At 52.4% G+C, this 18280-nt stretch carries 16 protein-coding genes and 2 pseudogenes; 12 read left to right on the top strand and 6 right to left on the bottom strand.

The genetic code is table 11. The features are described from left to right. Window positions 1-170: 170 nt before the first annotated feature. The 5 genes from ugpB to ugpQ all read left to right on the top strand — a co-directional run bounded on the left by ugpB (window position 171) and on the right by ugpQ (window position 5130). Window positions 171-1487: a sn-glycerol-3-phosphate ABC transporter substrate-binding protein UgpB gene (gene ugpB, locus FDW96_RS13475; RefSeq protein WP_042311849.1), complete on the top strand. Its 1317-nt coding sequence runs from the start codon at window positions 171-173 to the stop codon at window positions 1485-1487. Between the two features lie 101 nt (window positions 1488-1588). Beyond that, a complete protein-coding gene (ugpA, locus tag FDW96_RS13470; RefSeq protein WP_137365820.1) occupies window positions 1589-2476 on the top strand; it encodes a sn-glycerol-3-phosphate ABC transporter permease UgpA in 888 nt (295 codons plus the stop codon). Beyond that, complete coding sequence (gene ugpE, locus FDW96_RS13465) at window positions 2473-3318, top strand: sn-glycerol-3-phosphate ABC transporter permease UgpE (RefSeq protein WP_003023450.1); 846 nt, start codon at window positions 2473-2475, stop codon at window positions 3316-3318. The genes ugpA and ugpE overlap by 4 nt, the downstream gene beginning before the upstream one ends. A 1-nt stretch (window position 3319) precedes the next feature. Continuing rightward, window positions 3320-4390, top strand: coding sequence for a sn-glycerol-3-phosphate import ATP-binding protein UgpC (locus tag FDW96_RS13460; RefSeq protein WP_042311854.1), 1071 nt, complete (start codon window positions 3320-3322; stop codon window positions 4388-4390). Further along, the gene (ugpQ, locus tag FDW96_RS13455) at window positions 4387-5130 is read left to right on the top strand and encodes a glycerophosphodiester phosphodiesterase (RefSeq protein ID WP_042311855.1); all 744 of its coding nucleotides are present in this window, start codon (window positions 4387-4389) and stop codon (window positions 5128-5130) included. The genes FDW96_RS13460 and ugpQ overlap by 4 nt, the downstream gene beginning before the upstream one ends. Here ugpQ and FDW96_RS13450 read toward each other — a convergent pair. Beyond that, on the bottom strand, window positions 5127-5570 hold the full coding sequence (locus FDW96_RS13450) for a DUF2756 family protein (protein ID WP_038634965.1): 444 nt from the start codon (window positions 5568-5570) through the stop codon (window positions 5127-5129). The genes ugpQ and FDW96_RS13450 overlap by 4 nt on opposite strands. A 117-nt stretch (window positions 5571-5687) precedes the next feature. Between FDW96_RS13450 and ggt the strand changes: the two genes are divergently transcribed. Next, window positions 5688-7433 (top strand): gamma-glutamyltransferase, encoded by a 1746-nt coding sequence (gene ggt, locus FDW96_RS13445; RefSeq protein ID WP_079225867.1) that lies wholly within the window; start codon window positions 5688-5690, stop codon window positions 7431-7433. A gap of 310 nt (window positions 7434-7743) precedes the next feature. Here ggt and tssD read toward each other — a convergent pair. From tssD to yhhY, 3 genes and pseudogenes are all read right to left on the bottom strand, one after another. Beyond that, window positions 7744-8882 (bottom strand): annotated as a pseudogene (gene tssD / locus FDW96_RS13435) (type VI secretion system tube protein TssD). A 269-nt stretch (window positions 8883-9151) separates the two neighbouring features. After that, entirely contained in the window at window positions 9152-10036 is an 885-nt protein-coding gene (locus FDW96_RS13430) for a hypothetical protein (protein ID WP_042311863.1), read from the bottom strand. 46 nt (window positions 10037-10082) lie between these two features. Further along, window positions 10083-10571 carry an N-acetyltransferase gene (gene yhhY, locus FDW96_RS13425; protein WP_137365819.1) on the bottom strand — a complete coding sequence of 163 codons (489 nt, stop codon included), beginning with the start codon at window positions 10569-10571 and terminating at the stop codon, window positions 10083-10085. Between the two features lie 468 nt (window positions 10572-11039). On the opposite strand from yhhY, the gene FDW96_RS13420 reads away from it, so the two are divergent. From FDW96_RS13420 to gntU, 5 genes are all read left to right on the top strand, one after another. Further along, window positions 11040-12077, top strand: a complete 1038-nt coding sequence (locus tag FDW96_RS13420; RefSeq protein WP_137365818.1) for an oxidoreductase — start codon at window positions 11040-11042, stop codon at window positions 12075-12077. Window positions 12078-12200: 123 nt separating this feature from the next. Then, a complete protein-coding gene (gene yhhW, locus FDW96_RS13415; RefSeq protein ID WP_005121602.1) occupies window positions 12201-12896 on the top strand; it encodes a quercetin 2,3-dioxygenase in 696 nt (231 codons plus the stop codon). A 129-nt stretch (window positions 12897-13025) separates the two neighbouring features. After that, entirely contained in the window at window positions 13026-14021 is a 996-nt protein-coding gene (gntR, locus tag FDW96_RS13410) for a gluconate operon transcriptional repressor GntR (RefSeq protein WP_008786351.1), read from the top strand. Window positions 14022-14162: 141 nt separating this feature from the next. Continuing rightward, window positions 14163-14693 carry a gluconokinase gene (gntK, locus tag FDW96_RS13405; protein ID WP_003023475.1) on the top strand — a complete coding sequence of 177 codons (531 nt, stop codon included), beginning with the start codon at window positions 14163-14165 and terminating at the stop codon, window positions 14691-14693. Continuing rightward, window positions 14693-16033 (top strand): gluconate transporter, encoded by a 1341-nt coding sequence (gene gntU, locus FDW96_RS13400; RefSeq protein WP_032940610.1) that lies wholly within the window; start codon window positions 14693-14695, stop codon window positions 16031-16033. Before gntK ends, gntU begins: the two co-directional genes overlap by 1 nt. Here gntU and FDW96_RS26180 read toward each other — a convergent pair. Then, window positions 15956-16123: pseudogene (locus FDW96_RS26180) on the bottom strand (MarC family protein); the annotation flags it as partial. The gene gntU and the pseudogene FDW96_RS26180 sit on opposite strands and share 78 nt — an antisense overlap. A gap of 8 nt (window positions 16124-16131) precedes the next feature. Beyond that, window positions 16132-16725 carry an NAAT family transporter YhgN gene (yhgN, locus tag FDW96_RS13395; RefSeq protein ID WP_003023480.1) on the bottom strand — a complete coding sequence of 198 codons (594 nt, stop codon included), beginning with the start codon at window positions 16723-16725 and terminating at the stop codon, window positions 16132-16134. Between the two features lie 190 nt (window positions 16726-16915). Between yhgN and asd the strand changes: the two genes are divergently transcribed. Further along, window positions 16916-18022 carry an aspartate-semialdehyde dehydrogenase gene (gene asd, locus FDW96_RS13390; RefSeq protein WP_069323790.1) on the top strand — a complete coding sequence of 369 codons (1107 nt, stop codon included), beginning with the start codon at window positions 16916-16918 and terminating at the stop codon, window positions 18020-18022. Window positions 18023-18280: the final 258 nt, after the last annotated feature.

Below are 18280 nucleotides of genomic sequence, written 5' to 3'. Positions count from 1 at the left end.
CCCGCATTTTCCTGTCACTCCGCTTTCACCGCCTTGCCATCTGTTTGTCGCCTTACTATCTTTTTTTTGTAATAAAAAAGTTATTTTTCTGTCATTCGAGCATGTCATGTTACCCCCGCGAGCATAAAACGCGTGATATCGCGCATCCGGCACAACAAGAGAGATAACCGATGATATCGTTACGACATACAGCTTTAGGACTGGCACTTAGCCTGGCATTTGCAGGTCAGGCGATGGCAGTTACCACCATCCCGTTCTGGCACTCAATGGAAGGCGAACTGGGTAAAGAAGTTGATTCACTGGCGCAACGTTTTAATGCCGCCAACCCCGACTACAAAATTGTTCCACAGTACAAAGGTAACTACGAGCAGAGCCTGAGCGCAGGTATTGCCGCCTTCCGTACCGGAAACGCCCCTGCGCTGTTGCAGGTTTATGAAGTGGGTACGGCAACGATGATGGCCTCAAAAGCCATTAAACCGGTCTATGAAGTATTCAAAGAGGCTGGCATCAACTTCGATGAATCTCAGTTCGTGCCGACGGTTTCCGGTTATTACACTGACTCGAAAAGCGGACATCTGCTCTCCCAGCCGTTTAACAGCTCCACGCCGGTGCTGTATTACAACAAAGACGCCTTCAAAAAAGCCGGTTTAGACCCTGAGCAACCGCCAAAAACCTGGCAGGATCTGGCGGAATACACCGCGAAGCTGAAAGCCGCAGGTATGAAGTGTGGCTACGCCAGCGGTTGGCAGGGCTGGATTCAGATCGAAAACTTCAGCGCCTGGAACGGTCTGCCGGTCGCCACCAAAAACAACGGTTTTGACGGTACTGACGCGGTGCTGGAGTTCAATAAACCGGAGCAGGTGAAACACATTGCACTACTGGAAGAACTGAATAAAAAAGGTGATTTCAGCTACTTCGGACGTAAAGATGAATCCACCGAGAAGTTCTACAATGGGGATTGCGCCATTACCACTGCTTCTTCTGGTTCTCTGGCCGACATCCGTCACTACGCCAAATTCAACTATGGCGTCGGCATGATGCCGTACGATGCCGACGTGAAGGGCGCGCCGCAGAATGCGATTATCGGTGGGGCCAGCCTGTGGGTGATGCAAGGCAAAGACAAAGCCACCTACGAAGGCGTAGCGCAGTTCCTTAACTTCCTCGCGAAACCAGAGATTGCTGCCGAATGGCACCAGAAAACCGGCTATCTGCCGATCACCACTGCCGCGTACGATCTGACTCGGGAGCAGGGCTTCTATGATAAGAACCCCGGGGCCGATATCGCCACCCGTCAGATGCTGAACAAACCGCCGTTACCGTTCACTAAAGGGCTGCGTCTGGGCAACATGCCGCAGATCCGTACCATCGTGGATGAAGAGCTGGAAAGCGTGTGGACCGGAAAGAAAACCCCACAGCAGGCGTTGGATGCCGCGGTTGAGCGTGGCAATCAGTTACTGCGCCGCTTTGAGCAATCGACCAAATCTTAATATGAAATGCCGGGTGGCGGCTTTGCCTTACCCGGCCTACAAAGTACGCGTAGGCCGGATAAGCGTAGCGCCATCCGGCACCTTCCAGGAAAAGAACCTTCATGTCCTCATCCCGTCCGGTGTTCCGCTCGCGCTGGCTTCCCTATTTACTGGTGGCCCCGCAGTTGGTTATCACCGTTATTTTCTTTATCTGGCCCGCCGGTGAAGCGCTATGGTACTCGCTACAAAGCGTTGATCCTTTTGGCCTTTCCAGTCAGTTTGTCGGACTGGAAAACTTTGTCGCGCTGTTCCATGACCCGTACTACCTTGATTCGTTCTGGACGACGATAAAGTTCAGTTCGTTGGTTACGGTAAGCGGCCTGCTGGTGTCGCTGTTTTTTGCTGCGCTGGTGAATTATGTCGTGCGCGGTAGCCGTTTTTACCAGACGTTGATGCTGTTGCCCTACGCCGTTGCGCCCGCTGTTGCCGCCGTACTGTGGATCTTCCTGTTCAACCCGGGTCGCGGGCTGATTACCCATTTTCTCGGTGAGTTTGGCTATGACTGGAACCACGCGCAAAACAGCGGTCAGGCAATGTTTCTGGTGGTGTTCGCGTCTGTCTGGAAGCAGATTAGTTACAACTTCCTGTTCTTCTTTGCCGCACTGCAATCTATTCCCCGATCGCTGATCGAAGCCGCCGCGATTGATGGCGCGGGGCCGATTCGCCGCTTCTTTAAGCTGGCATTGCCGCTGATTGCGCCAGTAAGCTTCTTTCTGCTGGTGGTGAATCTGGTGTATGCCTTCTTCGATACCTTCCCGGTGATCGACGCCGCCACGGCAGGTGGACCGGTACAGGCGACTACAACGTTGATTTATAAGATCTATCGTGAAGGCTTTGTCGGCCTGGATCTCTCTGCGTCAGCCGCGCAGTCGGTGGTGCTGATGTTCCTGGTCATTATTTTGACAGTGGTGCAGTTCCGCTATGTGGAAAGTAAGGTGCGTTACCAATGATTGAGAACCGTCGTGGGCTGACAATATTTAGCCATGCCATGCTGATTATGGGGATCATGGTGATCCTGTTCCCGCTGTACGTCGCGTTTGTCGCGGCGACGCTGGACAACAAAGCGGTATTTGAAACGCCGATGACGCTTGTTCCCGGCACGCAGTTGCTGGAAAACATGAAATACATCTGGGTCAACGGCGTGGGCGTCAACAGCGCGCCGTTCTGGTTGATGATGCTCAACAGTTTCATCATGGCGTTCAGTATTACGGTGGGGAAAATCACCGTCTCTATGCTCTCTGCGTTCGCTATCGTCTGGTTTCGCTTTCCGCTGCGCAACCTGTTCTTCTGGATGATTTTTATCACCCTGATGCTGCCGGTTGAGGTGCGTATTTTCCCGACGGTGGAAGTGATCGCCAACCTGAAAATGCTCGACAGCTACGCGGGTCTGACGCTGCCGCTGATGGCATCGGCTACTGCGACCTTCCTGTTCCGTCAGTTTTTTATGACGCTACCGGATGAGCTGGTTGAAGCGGCGCGTATTGACGGCGCGTCACCGATGCGTTTTTTCCGCGATATCGTGCTACCGCTGTCAAAAACCAATCTGGCGGCGCTGTTCGTGATCACCTTTATTTACGGCTGGAACCAGTATTTGTGGCCGTTGTTAATTATTACCGATGTCAACCTGGGCACTGCGGTAGCGGGCATCAAAGGCATGATCGCCACCGGCGAAGGTACCACCCAATGGAATCAGGTGATGGCAGCCATGCTGCTGACGCTCATCCCTCCGGTAATCATCGTGTTAGCCATGCAGCGTGCCTTCGTGCGTGGTTTAGTGGACAGTGAGAAATAAAATGGCTGGTTTAAAACTACAGGCAGTAACCAAAAGCTGGGATGGCAAAACCCAGGTGATTAAACCGCTGACGCTGGACGTTGCGGACGGTGAGTTTATCGTGATGGTCGGGCCATCCGGCTGCGGCAAGTCTACGCTGCTGCGGATGGTGGCTGGGCTGGAGCGGGTCAGCGGCGGCGATATCTGGATCGATAATAAGCGCGTCACCGAGATGGAGCCGAAAGATCGCGGCATTGCAATGGTGTTCCAGAACTATGCCCTCTACCCGCATATGAGCGTGGAAGAAAACATGGCCTGGGGATTGAAGATTCGTGGAATGGGCAAGGAGCATATTGCCGAACGGGTGAAAGAGGCGGCACGTATTCTCGAACTGGGTGAATTGCTTAAACGTCGCCCGCGCGAACTTTCAGGCGGCCAGCGTCAGCGCGTGGCGATGGGACGGGCGATTGTTCGCGATCCGGCGGTATTCCTGTTCGATGAGCCGCTTTCTAACCTCGATGCCAAGCTGCGCGTCCAGATGCGTCTGGAGTTACAACATCTGCATCGCCGACTGAAAACCACCTCGCTGTATGTGACGCACGATCAGGTTGAAGCGATGACCCTTGCCCAGCGGGTGATGGTGATGAACAAAGGCATTGCCGAGCAGATCGGTACGCCGGTTGAGGTGTACGAGAAACCTGCCAGCCGTTTTGTGGCGAGCTTTATCGGCAGCCCGGCGATGAACCTGCTGGACGGGCGCATTAGCGCTTCGGGTACGCATTTTGAACTGGATGACGGCATGGCCCTGCCCATTGCCAGGAACGTCCGGGAATATATTGGGCGTAACATGACGCTGGGTATCCGCCCGGAGCATATTGCGTTAAGCTCGCAGGCCGATGGCGGTGTGCCGTTGGTTGTCGACACCCTGGAAATGCTGGGCGCGGATAACCTGGCGCACGGACGCTGGGGTGAGCAAAAGCTGGTGGTGCGACTGGCGCATCAGCATCGCCCGACGGCAGGCAGCACGCTATGGCTGCATCTGCCAGAAAATCATTTGCATCTCTTTGATGGCGAAACAGGACAACGCGTATGAGTAACTGGCCTTATCCCCACATTGCCGCCCATCGCGGCGGCGGTAAGCTGGCACCGGAAAACACCCTGGCGGCGATCGACGTGGGGGCGCGATACGGGCATACCATGATTGAATTTGACGCTAAATTGTCGAAAGACGGCGAGATCTTTTTGCTGCACGACGACAATCTCGAACGGACCAGTAACGGCTGGGGCGTGGCGGGTGAGCTGAACTGGCAGGATCTATTACGCGTGGACGCAGGCGGCTGGTTTAGCGGCGAGTTTAAAGGCGAACCGCTGCCGCTGCTCTCGCAAGTGGCTGAGCGCTGCCGTCAGCACGGCATGATGGCGAATATTGAAATTAAACCCACGACCGGTACCGGAACGTTAACCGGCAAAGTCGTGGCGCTGGCTGCGCGTGAACTATGGGTGGGAATGACGCCGCCGCTGTTGTCGTCTTTTGAAATTGACGCGCTTGAAGCAGCGCAGCAGGCGGCTCCAGAACTGCCGCGCGGTTTACTGCTTGATGAATGGCGTGACGACTGGCGCGAACTCACTACCCGGCTCGGCTGCGTCTCGATTCATCTTAATCATAAGCTGCTGGATGAAGCGCGCGTGGATGCGCTGCGCGACGCGGGGCTACGTATTTTGGTTTATACCGTCAACCGACCCCAGCGCGCGGCAGAGCTGCTGCGCTGGGGAGTGGACTGCATCTGTACCGATGCCATTGATACAATAGGGCCGGATTTCCAGCCCTATTAAGGCCCGATCGTTTTTAACGGAACGTTAGGCTGCGGCGTGCTGGAGGGCTTCAGCATGTCGCCGTTCTTTTTCTCCGACAGCATATGTTGCTGTTTATTCAGCGAACTGTCCGGGTTGCGGGTTCCGTTCAACATGCCACCGTTGCTGTTGGGCAGCATCTGCTGTTGACCCGAATTCAACTCTCCCGGCTGAGACTGAAGGACTCGCTGGGAATTAGTGTTGATTTGGTTTTCCATGTGCTGTTGCTGCATGCGGGTTTGCGTTTGCAACTGCTGGTTGAGCATCCCTTTTTGCTGAATTTGCTGCGTTTGCATTTGGGTCTGCATACGCTGCTGGCTCGGGATCTGGTAACCCGGTTGATTCGGGTTATTCATGGTGTTGATGGGCTGTGCAAAGCCTGCAAACGGCAATAGCATGGCTAAAAGTAAGAGTCGTTTCATCGCTTTTCTCCTCTCGGGGATCGTTTAAGTTTACTCCTTTCTCGCCGTTACGATGATTATTTCAGAGTTATGCACCAGGCTTAGTGGGGGCCGACCCCATACATCTGGAGAATAACGATGATAAAACCGACGTTTTTACGCCGGGTAGCCATTGCTGCTCTGCTCTCAGGAAGTTGTTTTAGCGTTGCTGCCGCGCCGGCAGCGCCACCACCGGTATCCTACGGTGTCGAGGAAGATGTGTTCCATCCCGTGCGTGCGCAGCAGGGAATGGTGGCCTCGGTGGATGCATTAGCCACCCAGGTTGGGGTGGATATCCTCAAACAGGGGGGCAATGCCGTCGATGCCGCCGTGGCCGTTGGCTATGCGCTGGCGGTGACGCATCCGCAGGCGGGTAATCTGGGCGGTGGTGGTTTTATGCTGCTGCGCACCAAAGACGGTAACACGACGGCGATTGATTTTCGTGAAATGGCGCCTGCTGCCGCGACCCGTGATATGTTCCTCGACGATCAGGGTAACGCCGATGCGAAAAAGTCGCTGACGTCGCATCTGGCATCCGGTACGCCGGGTACCGTGGCGGGTTTCTCGCTGGCGCTGGAGAAATACGGCACGATGCCGCTGAATAAAGTAGTGCGTCCGGCGATGAAGCTGGCGGAAGAGGGTTTTGTGGTTAACGATGCGCTGGCCGACGACTTAAAAACTTACGGCAGCGAAGTGCTCCCTAATCATGAGAACAGCAAAGCCATTTTCTGGAAAGACGGCGAGCCGCTGAAGAAGGGCGATAAGCTGGTCCAGAAGAATCTGGCGAAAAGCCTGGAAATGATTGCCGAAAATGGCCCGGATGCGTTTTATAAAGGGGCGATTGCCGACCAGATTGCCGGGGAAATGCAGAAGAACGGCGGTCTGATGACCAAAGAGGATTTAGCCAGCTATAAAGCCGTTGAGCGTACGCCAATCAGTGGTGACTATCGCGGGTATCAGGTCTTCTCCATGCCGCCGCCATCCTCGGGCGGTATTCACATCGTGCAGATCCTTAATATTCTTGAAAACTTCGACATGAAGAAGTACGGCTTTGGCAGTGCCGATGCCATGCAAATCATGGCGGAAGCGGAAAAATACGCCTATGCCGACCGTTCAGAGTATCTGGGTGACCCGGACTTTGTGAAAGTGCCGTGGCAGGCGCTGACCAACAAAGCCTATGCGAAAACGCTGGCCGATCAAATTGATATCAACAAGGCCAAACCTTCCAGCCAGATAAAACCGGGCAAGCTCGCCCCGTATGAAAGCAACCAGACCACCCACTTCTCGGTGGTGGATAAAGACGGCAATGCCGTGGCGGTGACCTATACCCTGAATACTACCTTCGGCACCGGGATTGTGGCGGGTAATACCGGTATTCTGCTCAATAATGAAATGGACGATTTCTCTGCCAAGCCAGGCGTGCCGAACGTATACGGACTGGTGGGCGGCGACGCCAACGCGGTTGGTCCGAAGAAGCGTCCGCTGTCGTCTATGTCGCCGACTATCGTGGTAAAAGACGGAAAAACCTGGCTGGTGACCGGCAGCCCTGGCGGGAGTCGAATCATCACTACCGTGCTGCAAATGGTAGTGAACAGCATTGATTTCGGAATGAACGTCGCCGAAGCGACCAACGCGCCGCGCTTCCATCATCAGTGGTTGCCGGATGAGCTTCGCGTTGAGAAGGGCTTCAGCCCGGATACAATCAAACTGCTGGAGCAAAAAGGACAGAAAGTGGCGCTGAAAGAGGCGATGGGCAGCACACAAAGTATTATGGTTGGGCCGGATGGCGCACTGTATGGCGCGTCCGACCCGCGTTCCGTAGATGACTTAACGGCGGGATACTAAGCATAACGGCCCTCTTCGATGGGAGAGGGCTTGTCGGGTAGTTTTCACTATAGTGAATGGTCTTGGTGATGCTGGTCAATTTCGATTAGCAACTTATGGCCTTGGGCAGATACGCGATAATAATCCATTCCTGAGGGGGTCCTTGCTACTATATCGACTAAACCCGCTTTAGATAGGTTATTTATGAGCCTGACTACGTTACCAACTCCATCCATTTTCCTACTGGTCATTGCGCGATCAAGATTATACCAGGTCCAATTTACGTCATCTCTGGAAGCTAATAATTTCAAGATGTTAAGTTCAGTATTGTTTACCATGATGGTGCATCCGGGTGATAAAGGTCATTACCAGTTATTCTATAATCTTCGAGTGTTGATGTATGCGTGTTATTCCATAGATCATAAGCCTCTTGGTTATCGCTTGGCCTGCCAGTTTCCCAACCTAAATTGCAATAACGTTGATACTCTCGACATTCATGAGTGTAGTAGTTTAAATCCACTTGTTCTGGTAACAACTCACCGTTCGCTATCTTTTTTAACGGCTTACCATAAATTCATTACCAGGATCTGGATCGAAGCGAGATATGTGTTTTTCTACAATTGCAATTCCTTCATGGGTAATATTTACGCCTTCAGTTGTAAGATGTTCAACAGGGCCTCCCGCTTTATCTGGATCAAATGGCCTTGATGTATAAGTTCCTTTCGCTCCAAACTGCTCCAGTTCTTCTAATTCAGGAAATTTCATCCTTCCCATAGTTAAGCCTGCAGCTACTGAAGCACCAAGAATCAGCAATCCTTTGTTATCCATAACCTGCTCGTAACCCGCAGGAGCATCGCCACCCAGCTTTTCCGCCGTTTCCCTGAAACCGTCGATATTGCCGTTGTAGATCCCTCCGGCGGCAAGCAGTCTGCCAACCCCTTTGCTGTTTAACGTTTTGAGGCCGTTGTCTGCGGGGGTTTTTGGTCGGGGGATAAACAGGCGGTTGTAGTTTTCGGGCAATGCCAGGTAGCTGAACTCAGTGTTGGCAATAAGATGTTTGCAAAGGATATATTCATAGCTGATGGTTATTGTTTCTGTATCTAAATTATTTTCACTGAATTGGTGTTGAATACCTGATAAGAATGCTCCCCGCAGTTGAATATAATAATACTTCTCCCATCTACCGAATCTATTGATACGGTAGAAATAAAACTCCATATACAACTGTTCGTTGTTATTAATCGTATTAACAAACAACGGTGTACTTTTATCGATAAGTTTACAAAATCGCAGTCCGTGCAAATGTGAACCTCTGCCAGTACTGGTTATACTATTAGAGAGCGAAAAGGCAAAAATCTCGTCTTCGTGCCCTGATTGCCAGCGGTTACCCACAGATGCAACGGTTCCACATCCGTCAGAAATAGCGCCCTGCTGTTGTCCAGAAACCATCAGATAGACGATATCACTCATGACATCCTTATCCTTTTATTACGTGTTGTCGTGAAAAGGGTAATTCTTTCTTTGTTGTAATTACGCTTTCTGATGGCGTTCGTATATAGCAGAAATAAAACGTTTCACTTTAAGTGAGTTTTTTTGAGGGGAATCTGAATATAAATAATGTGTAAGATGAGAATTTATATATTCAATAATTTGGAGTTATAGATGGAGTATTGGTCGATATTGTTTTATCCATATCGATAGCCTACAGCATTCTGAACGATGTAGGCCTGACTGGTAGGTTATGGCGCATATTGCTGCAGTGATTCGGACCAGCGGAATATTTGGCTGCTTTTATCCTGTAGATTAACGCGCTCTAAGTCATAAAACCCGTGCGTCTTTGCCGAGCGCATTTTGAGAATGTACTTACTTTCGCTGATGTCGTGCTGCCTTGTGCCGTCTTTATTCCAGTCTCCGGCGATGTCTGAATAGTAATAAACAAGGTCAGAAAACACGTTGATTATTTTGCTGTCTTTGATGGTGTAGAGTTCCAGCACTTCATAAAATGCGCCACCGCCGGAGTAGGCATCGGAGTATCCACCCCGTACCCCGAATGCCAGGGTATCGGGTGCTATCCGGTACGGTGCCAGATCCAGCTTTGTATAATAAGCCAGCGGTCTGACGGACTCATCATCGCTCTCTTTTTCAGCGGCTTTATTCCACTCTGAGAGCTGGTTTAACGGTTTTTCCGAGCGTGCAATCGGCGTTAGCTGTGGATTCTGCCAGGAAAAAACGCCGAGATATAATTTATTAGCGCGCCCGTTGCTGTAGTTTTCCGGGCAGGTGTTATCCGCGTATTTTTTTGCTTGCTCGGCGTCAGCCGTATTATCGGCAAAACAGGCAATGCCAATATATTTACCGTCTTTTCCCCAAGATTTAGCACCAGTCAGGATCAGGTTGTCAGGATCTTCATTCGGTGCAACCCAGGCAATCCACTGCTTTTCAGATAAGCCCTGAGGAAGCTCACCAAATCCTTTTGCAGGGGTTGCTCCCGCCATTTGTTCAGCGAAAATCTGTTTACCTTCCGGATGTTGGATGGCACTGGGTACGGAATCGAGATTTTGTACAGTAGTGGCAAAAGCAGGGGAGAGCGAGGCCAGCAAAACCAGGGGAAGAAACTTTTTCACTATTGCGTCCTTTCAATAATCAGGGCGATATGACTCGCCCTTAAATTTATTTCACGCGCGCCATAAAGTACGCATCAACGTATTCACCGTTGCGCAGGCCGTATTTTTTACCGGTGCCTTCGATTTCAAAACCGTACTTCTTATAGACCGCTACGGCGGGCTCGTTATCAACAAATACCGTTAGCTCAATGCGGTCAACGCGCAGCCAGTTGTCGCACATATCGATCATGGTGCGGATCAGCGCGCTGGCGACGCCGCGGTTTTGCCAACGAGCGTCAACGCAAATACCGAAATCAGCGACGTGGCTGCGGCGCGGGCGCTGGGCAACTGCAATGGAAAGATGTCCCACGACGATATCATCGATGCAGGCAACCAGCTGTTTGATCCCCGGCTGATCGGTGAGTCGCGTTTGCCACATCTCCATGGAAGGATGAGGAACCTGTAGCGTGTTGTGGTACACCTCCGGCTGGGCGTGGATCTGACGAATGGTATCGTAATCTTTCGGTTCAGCGTGGCGTATCACTATCTCACTCATTCCTTATCTCCTGCAGGGTTAATTGAGCATTTACACTCGCTGAGAAAGAAAATTCCGTCAACTGCATTTTTTTGCAAAAAGAAGTAGACAAGTGCGAATGAGAATGATTATTATTGCTCTGCGTTCAGGGGAACCCCTACGGAGAACCTGAAAGCACGACATTGCTCACATTGCTTCCAGTATTACTTTAGCCAGCTTTTGCTGGCTTTTTTTTGGGGTTTTGTTTCAGCCTGGCTTACTTGTCATTTTGTCCCCGGGAAGTGCTCGTGCTCCTCACGTACATTTAATACGCTCCGGGCCCTGCGCGCTTGCCGTGAACAAACTGACCGCGACGCCGACGGCCGATTTTGAGGCATCTGCTTTTGTAGGCCGAATAAGGCAATGCCACCATCCGGCAAAGAATCCAACATTCAGTCTTCAGTCGCTTTGCGCTATGGTGTAGACAATCACCTTCAAAAGGATCGTCTCATGACCTTACACTGCGCATTTATTGGATTCGGTAAAAGCACCACCCGTTACCATCTCCCTTACGTTCTGAATCGTAAAGATACCTGGCATGTCGCGCATATTTTCCGTCGTCACGCTAAACCGGAAGAGCAGGCACCGATCTATTCCCACATTCACTTCACCAGCGATCTGGATGAGGTGTTGGGCGATCCGCAGGTGAAACTGGTGATCGTCTGTACTCATGCTGACAGCCATTTTGAATACGCTAAACGCGCGCTGGAAGCGGGTAAAAATGTGCTGGTTGAGAAACCCTTCACGCCGACGCTTGCGCAAGCAAAAGAGCTGTTCGAACTGGCGCGAAGCAAAGGACTGACCGTTACGCCGTATCAGAATCGCCGTTTTGACTCCTGCTTCCTCACCGCGAAAAAAGCCATTGAGAGCGGCAAGCTCGGCAAGATTGTTGAGGTTGAAAGCCATTTCGATTACTACCGTCCTGAAGCAGAAACCAAGCCGGGACTGCCGCAGGACGGCGCGTTTTATGGTCTGGGCGTACACACCATGGATCAGATTATTTCCCTTTTCGGGCGTCCCGACCATGTAGCCTATGACATTCGCAGTCTGCGCAACAAAGCGAACCCGGATGATACCTTTGAAGCGCAATTGTTCTATGGCGACCTGAAAGCCATTGTGAAAACCAGCCATCTGGTGAAAATCGACTATCCGAAGTTTATCGTTCATGGCACCAAAGGCTCGTTTGTGAAGTACGGCATCGACCAGCAGGAAACCAGCCTGAAGGCCAATATCATGCCCGGTGAACCCGGTTTCGCCGCTGACGATTCTGTTGGTGTGCTGGAGTATGTCAATGATGACGGTGTTACGGTGAAAGAAGAGGTGAAACCGGAAGTGGGGGACTACGGTCGCGTCTATGATGCGCTGTACCAGACGCTGACCGTCGGTACGCCTAATTACGTCAAGGAATCTGAAGTTCTTACCAACCTGGAAATCCTCGAGCGTGCTTTCGAACAGGCAACGCCTGCCACGATAACCCTCGCTAAATAGCCTGCGCAGACTCCTCTGGGCTTGTTCATATTTTTTGAACAGAGGAGTCAATTTTCACCCTCTATGATCCCAGGCGGATTGAGTCCACACTTACTCCATCGAAAACATCTGGGGGTGAACATAATGATCTATTTACGCAAAGCTAACGACCGTGGCCATGCTAATCATGGTTGGCTCGATTCCTGGCATACCTTTTCTTTTGCCAACTACTATGACCCGAATTTTATGGGATTCTCGGCACTGCGCGTGATTAATGATGACGTGATCGACGCGGGCCAGGGCTTTGGTACTCACCCCCATAAAGACATGGAAATCCTGACTTATGTGCTGGAAGGCGCGGTGGAGCATCAGGACAGTATGGGCAATAAGGAGCAGGTTCCGGCCGGTGAATTCCAGATTATGAGCGCCGGTACGGGGATCCGTCATTCGGAGTACAACCCGAGCAATACTGAGAAACTGCACCTGTATCAAATCTGGATCATGCCGCAGGAAAACGGGATTACGCCGCGCTATGAACAGCGCCGTTTCGATGCGGTGCAGGGCAAACAGCTGGTGCTGTCGCCGGATGCCCGTGATGGTTCGCTGAAAGTGTACCAGGATATGGAGCTGTATCGCTGGGCACTGCTCAAAGATGAGCAGTCGGTGCATCAGATTGCCGCCGAGCGCCGCGTCTGGATCCAGGTGGTAAAAGGCAATGTCACCATTAACGGCACCAAAGCCACCACCAGCGATGGTCTGGCAATCTGGGATGAGCAGGCAATTTCGATTCATGCCGATAGCGACAGCGAAGTGTTACTGTTTGACCTGCCACCAGTATAACGTGCTGTAGCCCTTTGTAGGCCGGATAAGACGCGAAAGCGTCGACATCCGGCTTTTCATCGTTTGTCATTAATTCCGCACGTCCGTGGTAAACTGGGCAAATCTATCCCTTTTTAACGCTTCAGGACGATGAAAAAGAAAAGACCCGTACTTCAGGATGTAGCCGACCGCGTGGGCGTGACCAAAATGACGGTCAGCCGCTTTTTGCGTAACCCGGAGCAGGTCTCCGTGGCGCTGCGGGGCAAAATTGCCGCTGCACTTGATGAGCTGGGTTATATTCCCAATCGCGCACCTGATATCCTTTCTAACGCCACCAGTCGCGCTATCGGCGTGCTGTTACCGTCTCTCACCAACCAGGTTTTTGCTGAAGTGTTACGCGGCATTGAGGCCGTCACCGACGCGCATGGTTATCAAACCATGCTGGCGCACTACGGCTATAAGCCCGAAATGGAGCAAGAGCGTCTGGAGTCGATGCTGTCGTGGAATATCGATGGTCTGATCCTCACTGAACGTAGCCATACACCCCGTACGCTGAAAATGATCGAAGTCGCGGGAATCCCGGTCGTCGAGCTGATGGACAGTCAGTCCCCGTGTCTGGATATCGCCGTCGGTTTTGATAACTTCGAGGCCGCACGTCAGATGACCGCCGCTATCATCGCCCGTGGACACCGTCATGTTGCTTATCTCGGCGCGCGTCTTGATGAACGTACTATCATCAAACAGAGGGGCTACGAACAGGCTATGCGCGATGCCAATCTGGTGCCGTACAGCGTGATGGTGGAGCAGTCTTCATCTTACTCATCCGGTATTGAACTTATCCGTCAGGCGCGGCGTGAATATCCGCAACTGGACGGTGTGTTCTGTACCAACGATGACCTGGCGGTAGGGGCGGCATTTGAATGTCAGCGTTTAGGGCTGAAAATCCCGGATGATATGGCGATTGCCGGTTTCCACGGCCATGATATCGGCCAGGTAATGGAGCCGCGTCTGGCGAGTGTGCTCACGCCGCGTGAACGGATGGGCAGCATTGGCGCAGAACGCCTGCTGGCGCGTATCCGAGGTGAAGCAGTCACACCTAAAATGTTAGATTTAGGTTTCACCTTGTCACCGGGTGGATCTATTTAAGCCAACAACTTTGAAGTAGCTCACACTTATACACTTCGAGCACGAATGGATATTGCTTCTCCATTTATCCGGCTGGACAATGTTACCGATAACAGTTACCCGTAACAATTTCCTGATTCTTGTACCAGTGGGGGCAACGCTTTGAGCACGACTAATCATGATCACCACGTTTACGTTCTGATGGGCGTATCGGGCAGCGGTAAATCTGCTGTCGCCAGCGAAGTGGCGCATCAACTGCAGGCCGCGTTTCTTGATGGCGATTTTCTCCATCCGCGCAGCAACATCATGAAAATGGCTTCCGGTGAGCCACTCAACGATGACGACCGTAAACCGTGGTTACAGGCGCTGAATGACGCCGCCTTTGCGATGCAGCGTACCAATAAGGTGTCGCTGATCGTCTGTTCCGCGCTGAAAAAAGTCTATCGCGATCAGCTGCGCGACGGTAACCCGAACCTTTCATTCATTTACCTGAAAGGCGATTTCGACGTAATCGAAAGCCGCCTGAAGGCACGTAAAGGCCACTTCTTCAAAACGCAAATGCTGGTAACCCAGTTCGAAGCGCTGGAAGAACCGGGTGCGAATGAAAATGATGTTCTGGTGGTTGATATCGATCAGCCGCTGGACGGTGTGGTAGCTAGCACCATTGAAGTGATTAACCAGGGCAGTAAGTAGTGACTACATTAACGCTTGTTTTAACAGCAGTAGGGTCTGTTTTATTACTGCTGTTTTTGGTGATGAAGGCGCGTATGCATGCCTTTGTTGCTTTGATGGTGGTGTCCATTGGTGCAGGTCTCTTTTCCGGTATGCCGCTTGATAAAATCGCGGCGACCATGGAAAAAGGGATGGGAGGCACGCTCGGTTTCCTGGCGATTGTGGTGGCGCTGGGAGCGATGTTTGGCAAGATTCTGCATGAGACCGGCGCGGTCGATCAAATTGCCGTCAAGATGCTTAAATCTTTCGGTCACAGCCGTGCGCATTATGCGATTGGCCTGGCCGGCCTGATTTGCGCGCTACCGCTGTTCTTTGAAGTGGCGATTGTGCTGCTGATAAGCGTGGCGTTCTCGATGGCTCGCCACACCGGTACTAATCTTGTGAAGCTGGTCATTCCGCTGTTTGCGGGGGTGGCGGCAGCTGCGGCGTTCCTGCTGCCGGGACCTGCACCGATGCTGCTGGCATCCCAAATGCACGCTGACTTTGGCTGGATGATCCTGATTGGTCTGTGCGCAGCCATTCCGGGCATGATTATTGCCGGGCCGTTGTGGGGCAATTTCATCAGCCGTTACGTTGAACTGCATGTACCAGAAGACATTACCGAGCCGCATCTGGGCGAAGGCAAAATGCCCTCCTTTGGCTTCAGTCTGGCGCTGATCCTGCTGCCGTTAGTACTGGTTGGCCTGAAAACCATCGCCGCGCGCTTTGTACCAGTTGGTTCTTCAACCTACGAATGGTTCGAGTTTATCGGTCACCCGTTTACCGCGATTCTGGTTGCCTGTCTGGTGGCGATTTACGGCCTGGCAGTGCGCCAGGGCATGGCAAAAGATCGGGTGATGGAGATATGCGGTCACGCGCTGCAACCGGCGGGTATTATTCTGCTGGTGATTGGTGCGGGCGGCGTGTTCAAGCAGGTGCTGGTTGATTCCGGCGTTGGCCCGGCATTGGGTGAAGCGTTAACCGGTATGGGGCTGCCCATTGCCATTACCTGCTTCGTGCTGGCGGCGGCGGTACGTATCATTCAGGGTTCCGCGACCGTGGCCTGCTTAACGGCGGTCGGTCTGGTCATGCCGGTGATTGAGCAACTGAACTACTCCGGTGCGCAGATGGCGGCGCTGTCTATCTGTATCGCAGGCGGCTCAATCGTCGTCAGCCACGTTAACGACGCCGGTTTCTGGCTGTTCGGTAAATTCACTGGCGCGACCGAAGCGCAAACACTGAAGACCTGGACGATGATGGAAACTATCCTCGGCACGGTCGGCGCGATTGTCGGTATGATTGCTTTCCAACTGCTGAGCTGAGTCTTGTTGCCCGGTGGCGCTGTGCTTACCGGGCCTGGAAACGGGCACATATCGACACCATAGGCCGGGTAAGGCGAGGCCGCCACCCGGCGAGCATATTACCCCTTCATCCACATCCGTACGCCATCGAGGAACATCTGGGTTGCCATCATCACCAGAATCAATCCCATCAGACGTTCCAGCGCGTTCACCCCTTTCTCGCCCAGCAGGCGTAAAAACAGCGACGACTGCAGCAGAATCACAAATGTCCCGCCCCAGGCGATCAGCAGCGCAATCACCAGATGCCCCATCTGATTTGGGTACTGATGTGATAACAGCATCAACGAGGCCAGGATTGTCGGCCCGGCCACCAGCGGGATTGCCAGCGGTACGATAAATGGCTCTTCGCCTGCCGGAAGGCCGGTGCTGTTCCCGGTGGCGCTGGGGAAAATCATCTTAATGGCAATCAGGAATAAAATGATGCCCCCGGAAATCGAGACGGTTTCTGCGCGAAGGTTAAGAAATGCCAGAATTTTCTCGCCCGCAAACAGGAATATCAGCATCACCAACAGCGCAATGAACAGCTCGCGAATCATAATCGCGCGGCGGCGTTTTGGTTCGGTATGTTTCAATACGGACATGAAAATGGGCAGATTTCCGAGCGGATCCATAATCAGGATCAATAAAACTGCCGCTGAAATGATTTCATTCATAACTCAAATTCCCTGATAATTACCGCGGACTTTCTGCTTGCTTGCGCAGCGGGATAAGTCGCATTACTGATGGCTTCGCTATCATTGATTAATTTCACTTGCGACTTTGGCTGCATTTTGTATGGTGAAGGATATGCCACCAGGACGCTGGCATACATACACAGCACACATCTTCGCAGGAAAAAACGCTATGAAAAATGTTGGTTTTATCGGCTGGCGCGGTATGGTCGGCTCTGTTCTCATGCAACGCATGGTTGAGGAGCGTGACTTCGACGCCATTCGCCCTGTTTTCTTTTCTACTTCCCAGCTCGGGCAGGCGGCACCGACGTTTGGTGGAACCGCGACCGGCACGCTTCAGGACGCTTTTGATCTGGACGCGCTGAAGGCGCTCGATATCATCGTGACCTGTCAGGGCGGCGATTATACCAACGAAATCTATCCAAAGCTTCGTGAAAGCGGTTGGCAGGGTTACTGGATTGACGCGGCCTCTTCGCTGCGCATGAAAGACGATGCCATCATCATTCTCGATCCGGTTAACCAGGATGTGATTACCGACGGTCTGAACAAAGGTATTAAGACTTTTGTCGGCGGTAACTGTACCGTTAGCCTGATGCTGATGTCTCTCGGTGGCCTGTTTGCCAATGACCTGGTCGACTGGGTTTCCGTGGCGACCTATCAGGCGGCTTCCGGCGGCGGCGCACGTCATATGCGTGAACTGCTATCCCAGATGGGCCATTTGTATGGCCATGTGGCCGATGAACTGGCGACCCCTTCTTCTGCTATTCTCGATATCGAACGTAAAGTGACGACCCTGTCCCGCAGCGGTGAACTGCCGGTTGATAACTTTGGCGTACCGCTTGCCGGGAGCCTGATTCCGTGGATCGACAAACAGCTCGATAACGGTCAGAGCCGTGAAGAGTGGAAGGGACAGGCGGAAACCAACAAAATTCTCAACACCTCTGCTGTGATCCCGGTAGATGGCCTGTGTGTGCGCGTCGGCGCGCTGCGCTGCCACAGCCAGGCGTTCACCATTAAACTGAAAAAAGATGTGTCTATTCCGACCGTGGAAGAGCTGCTGGCGGCACACAATCCGTGGGCCAAAGTGGTGCCAAACGATCGAGAGATCACCATGCGTGAGTTAACCCCGGCGGCCGTTACCGGTACGCTGACCACGCCAGTAGGCCGTCTGCGTAAGCTGAATATGGGACCGGAGTTCCTGTCAGCCTTTACCGTGGGCGATCAGTTGCTGTGGGGAGCTGCGGAGCCATTGCGCCGTATGCTGCGCCAGTTGGCGTAATAATTTGTTAACGATCAAGGGGTGAGGAATCACCCCTTTTTTTGCGTAATACAGGAGTAAGCGCAGATGTTTCATTTTTTACCAGGAGTAAGATAAAGCATTGGCTATTCTTTAAGGGTGACTTAGTACCGGAGGTATTAAGTTGTTGCCTGAAGGTGGGACGACGCAGAGAGGATGCACAATTGTGCTGCGCCGTTCAGGTCAAAAAAAGTGTCACTACCTGATGTCGAAAATCAGTTGGAAGGCGTGACACCATAA

The organism is Citrobacter sp. TBCS-15 (genome assembly GCF_005280815.1).
Classification (GTDB): Bacteria; Pseudomonadota; Gammaproteobacteria; order Enterobacterales; family Enterobacteriaceae; genus Citrobacter; species Citrobacter werkmanii.
This window is presented reverse-complemented; position numbering and strand designations above follow the sequence as displayed.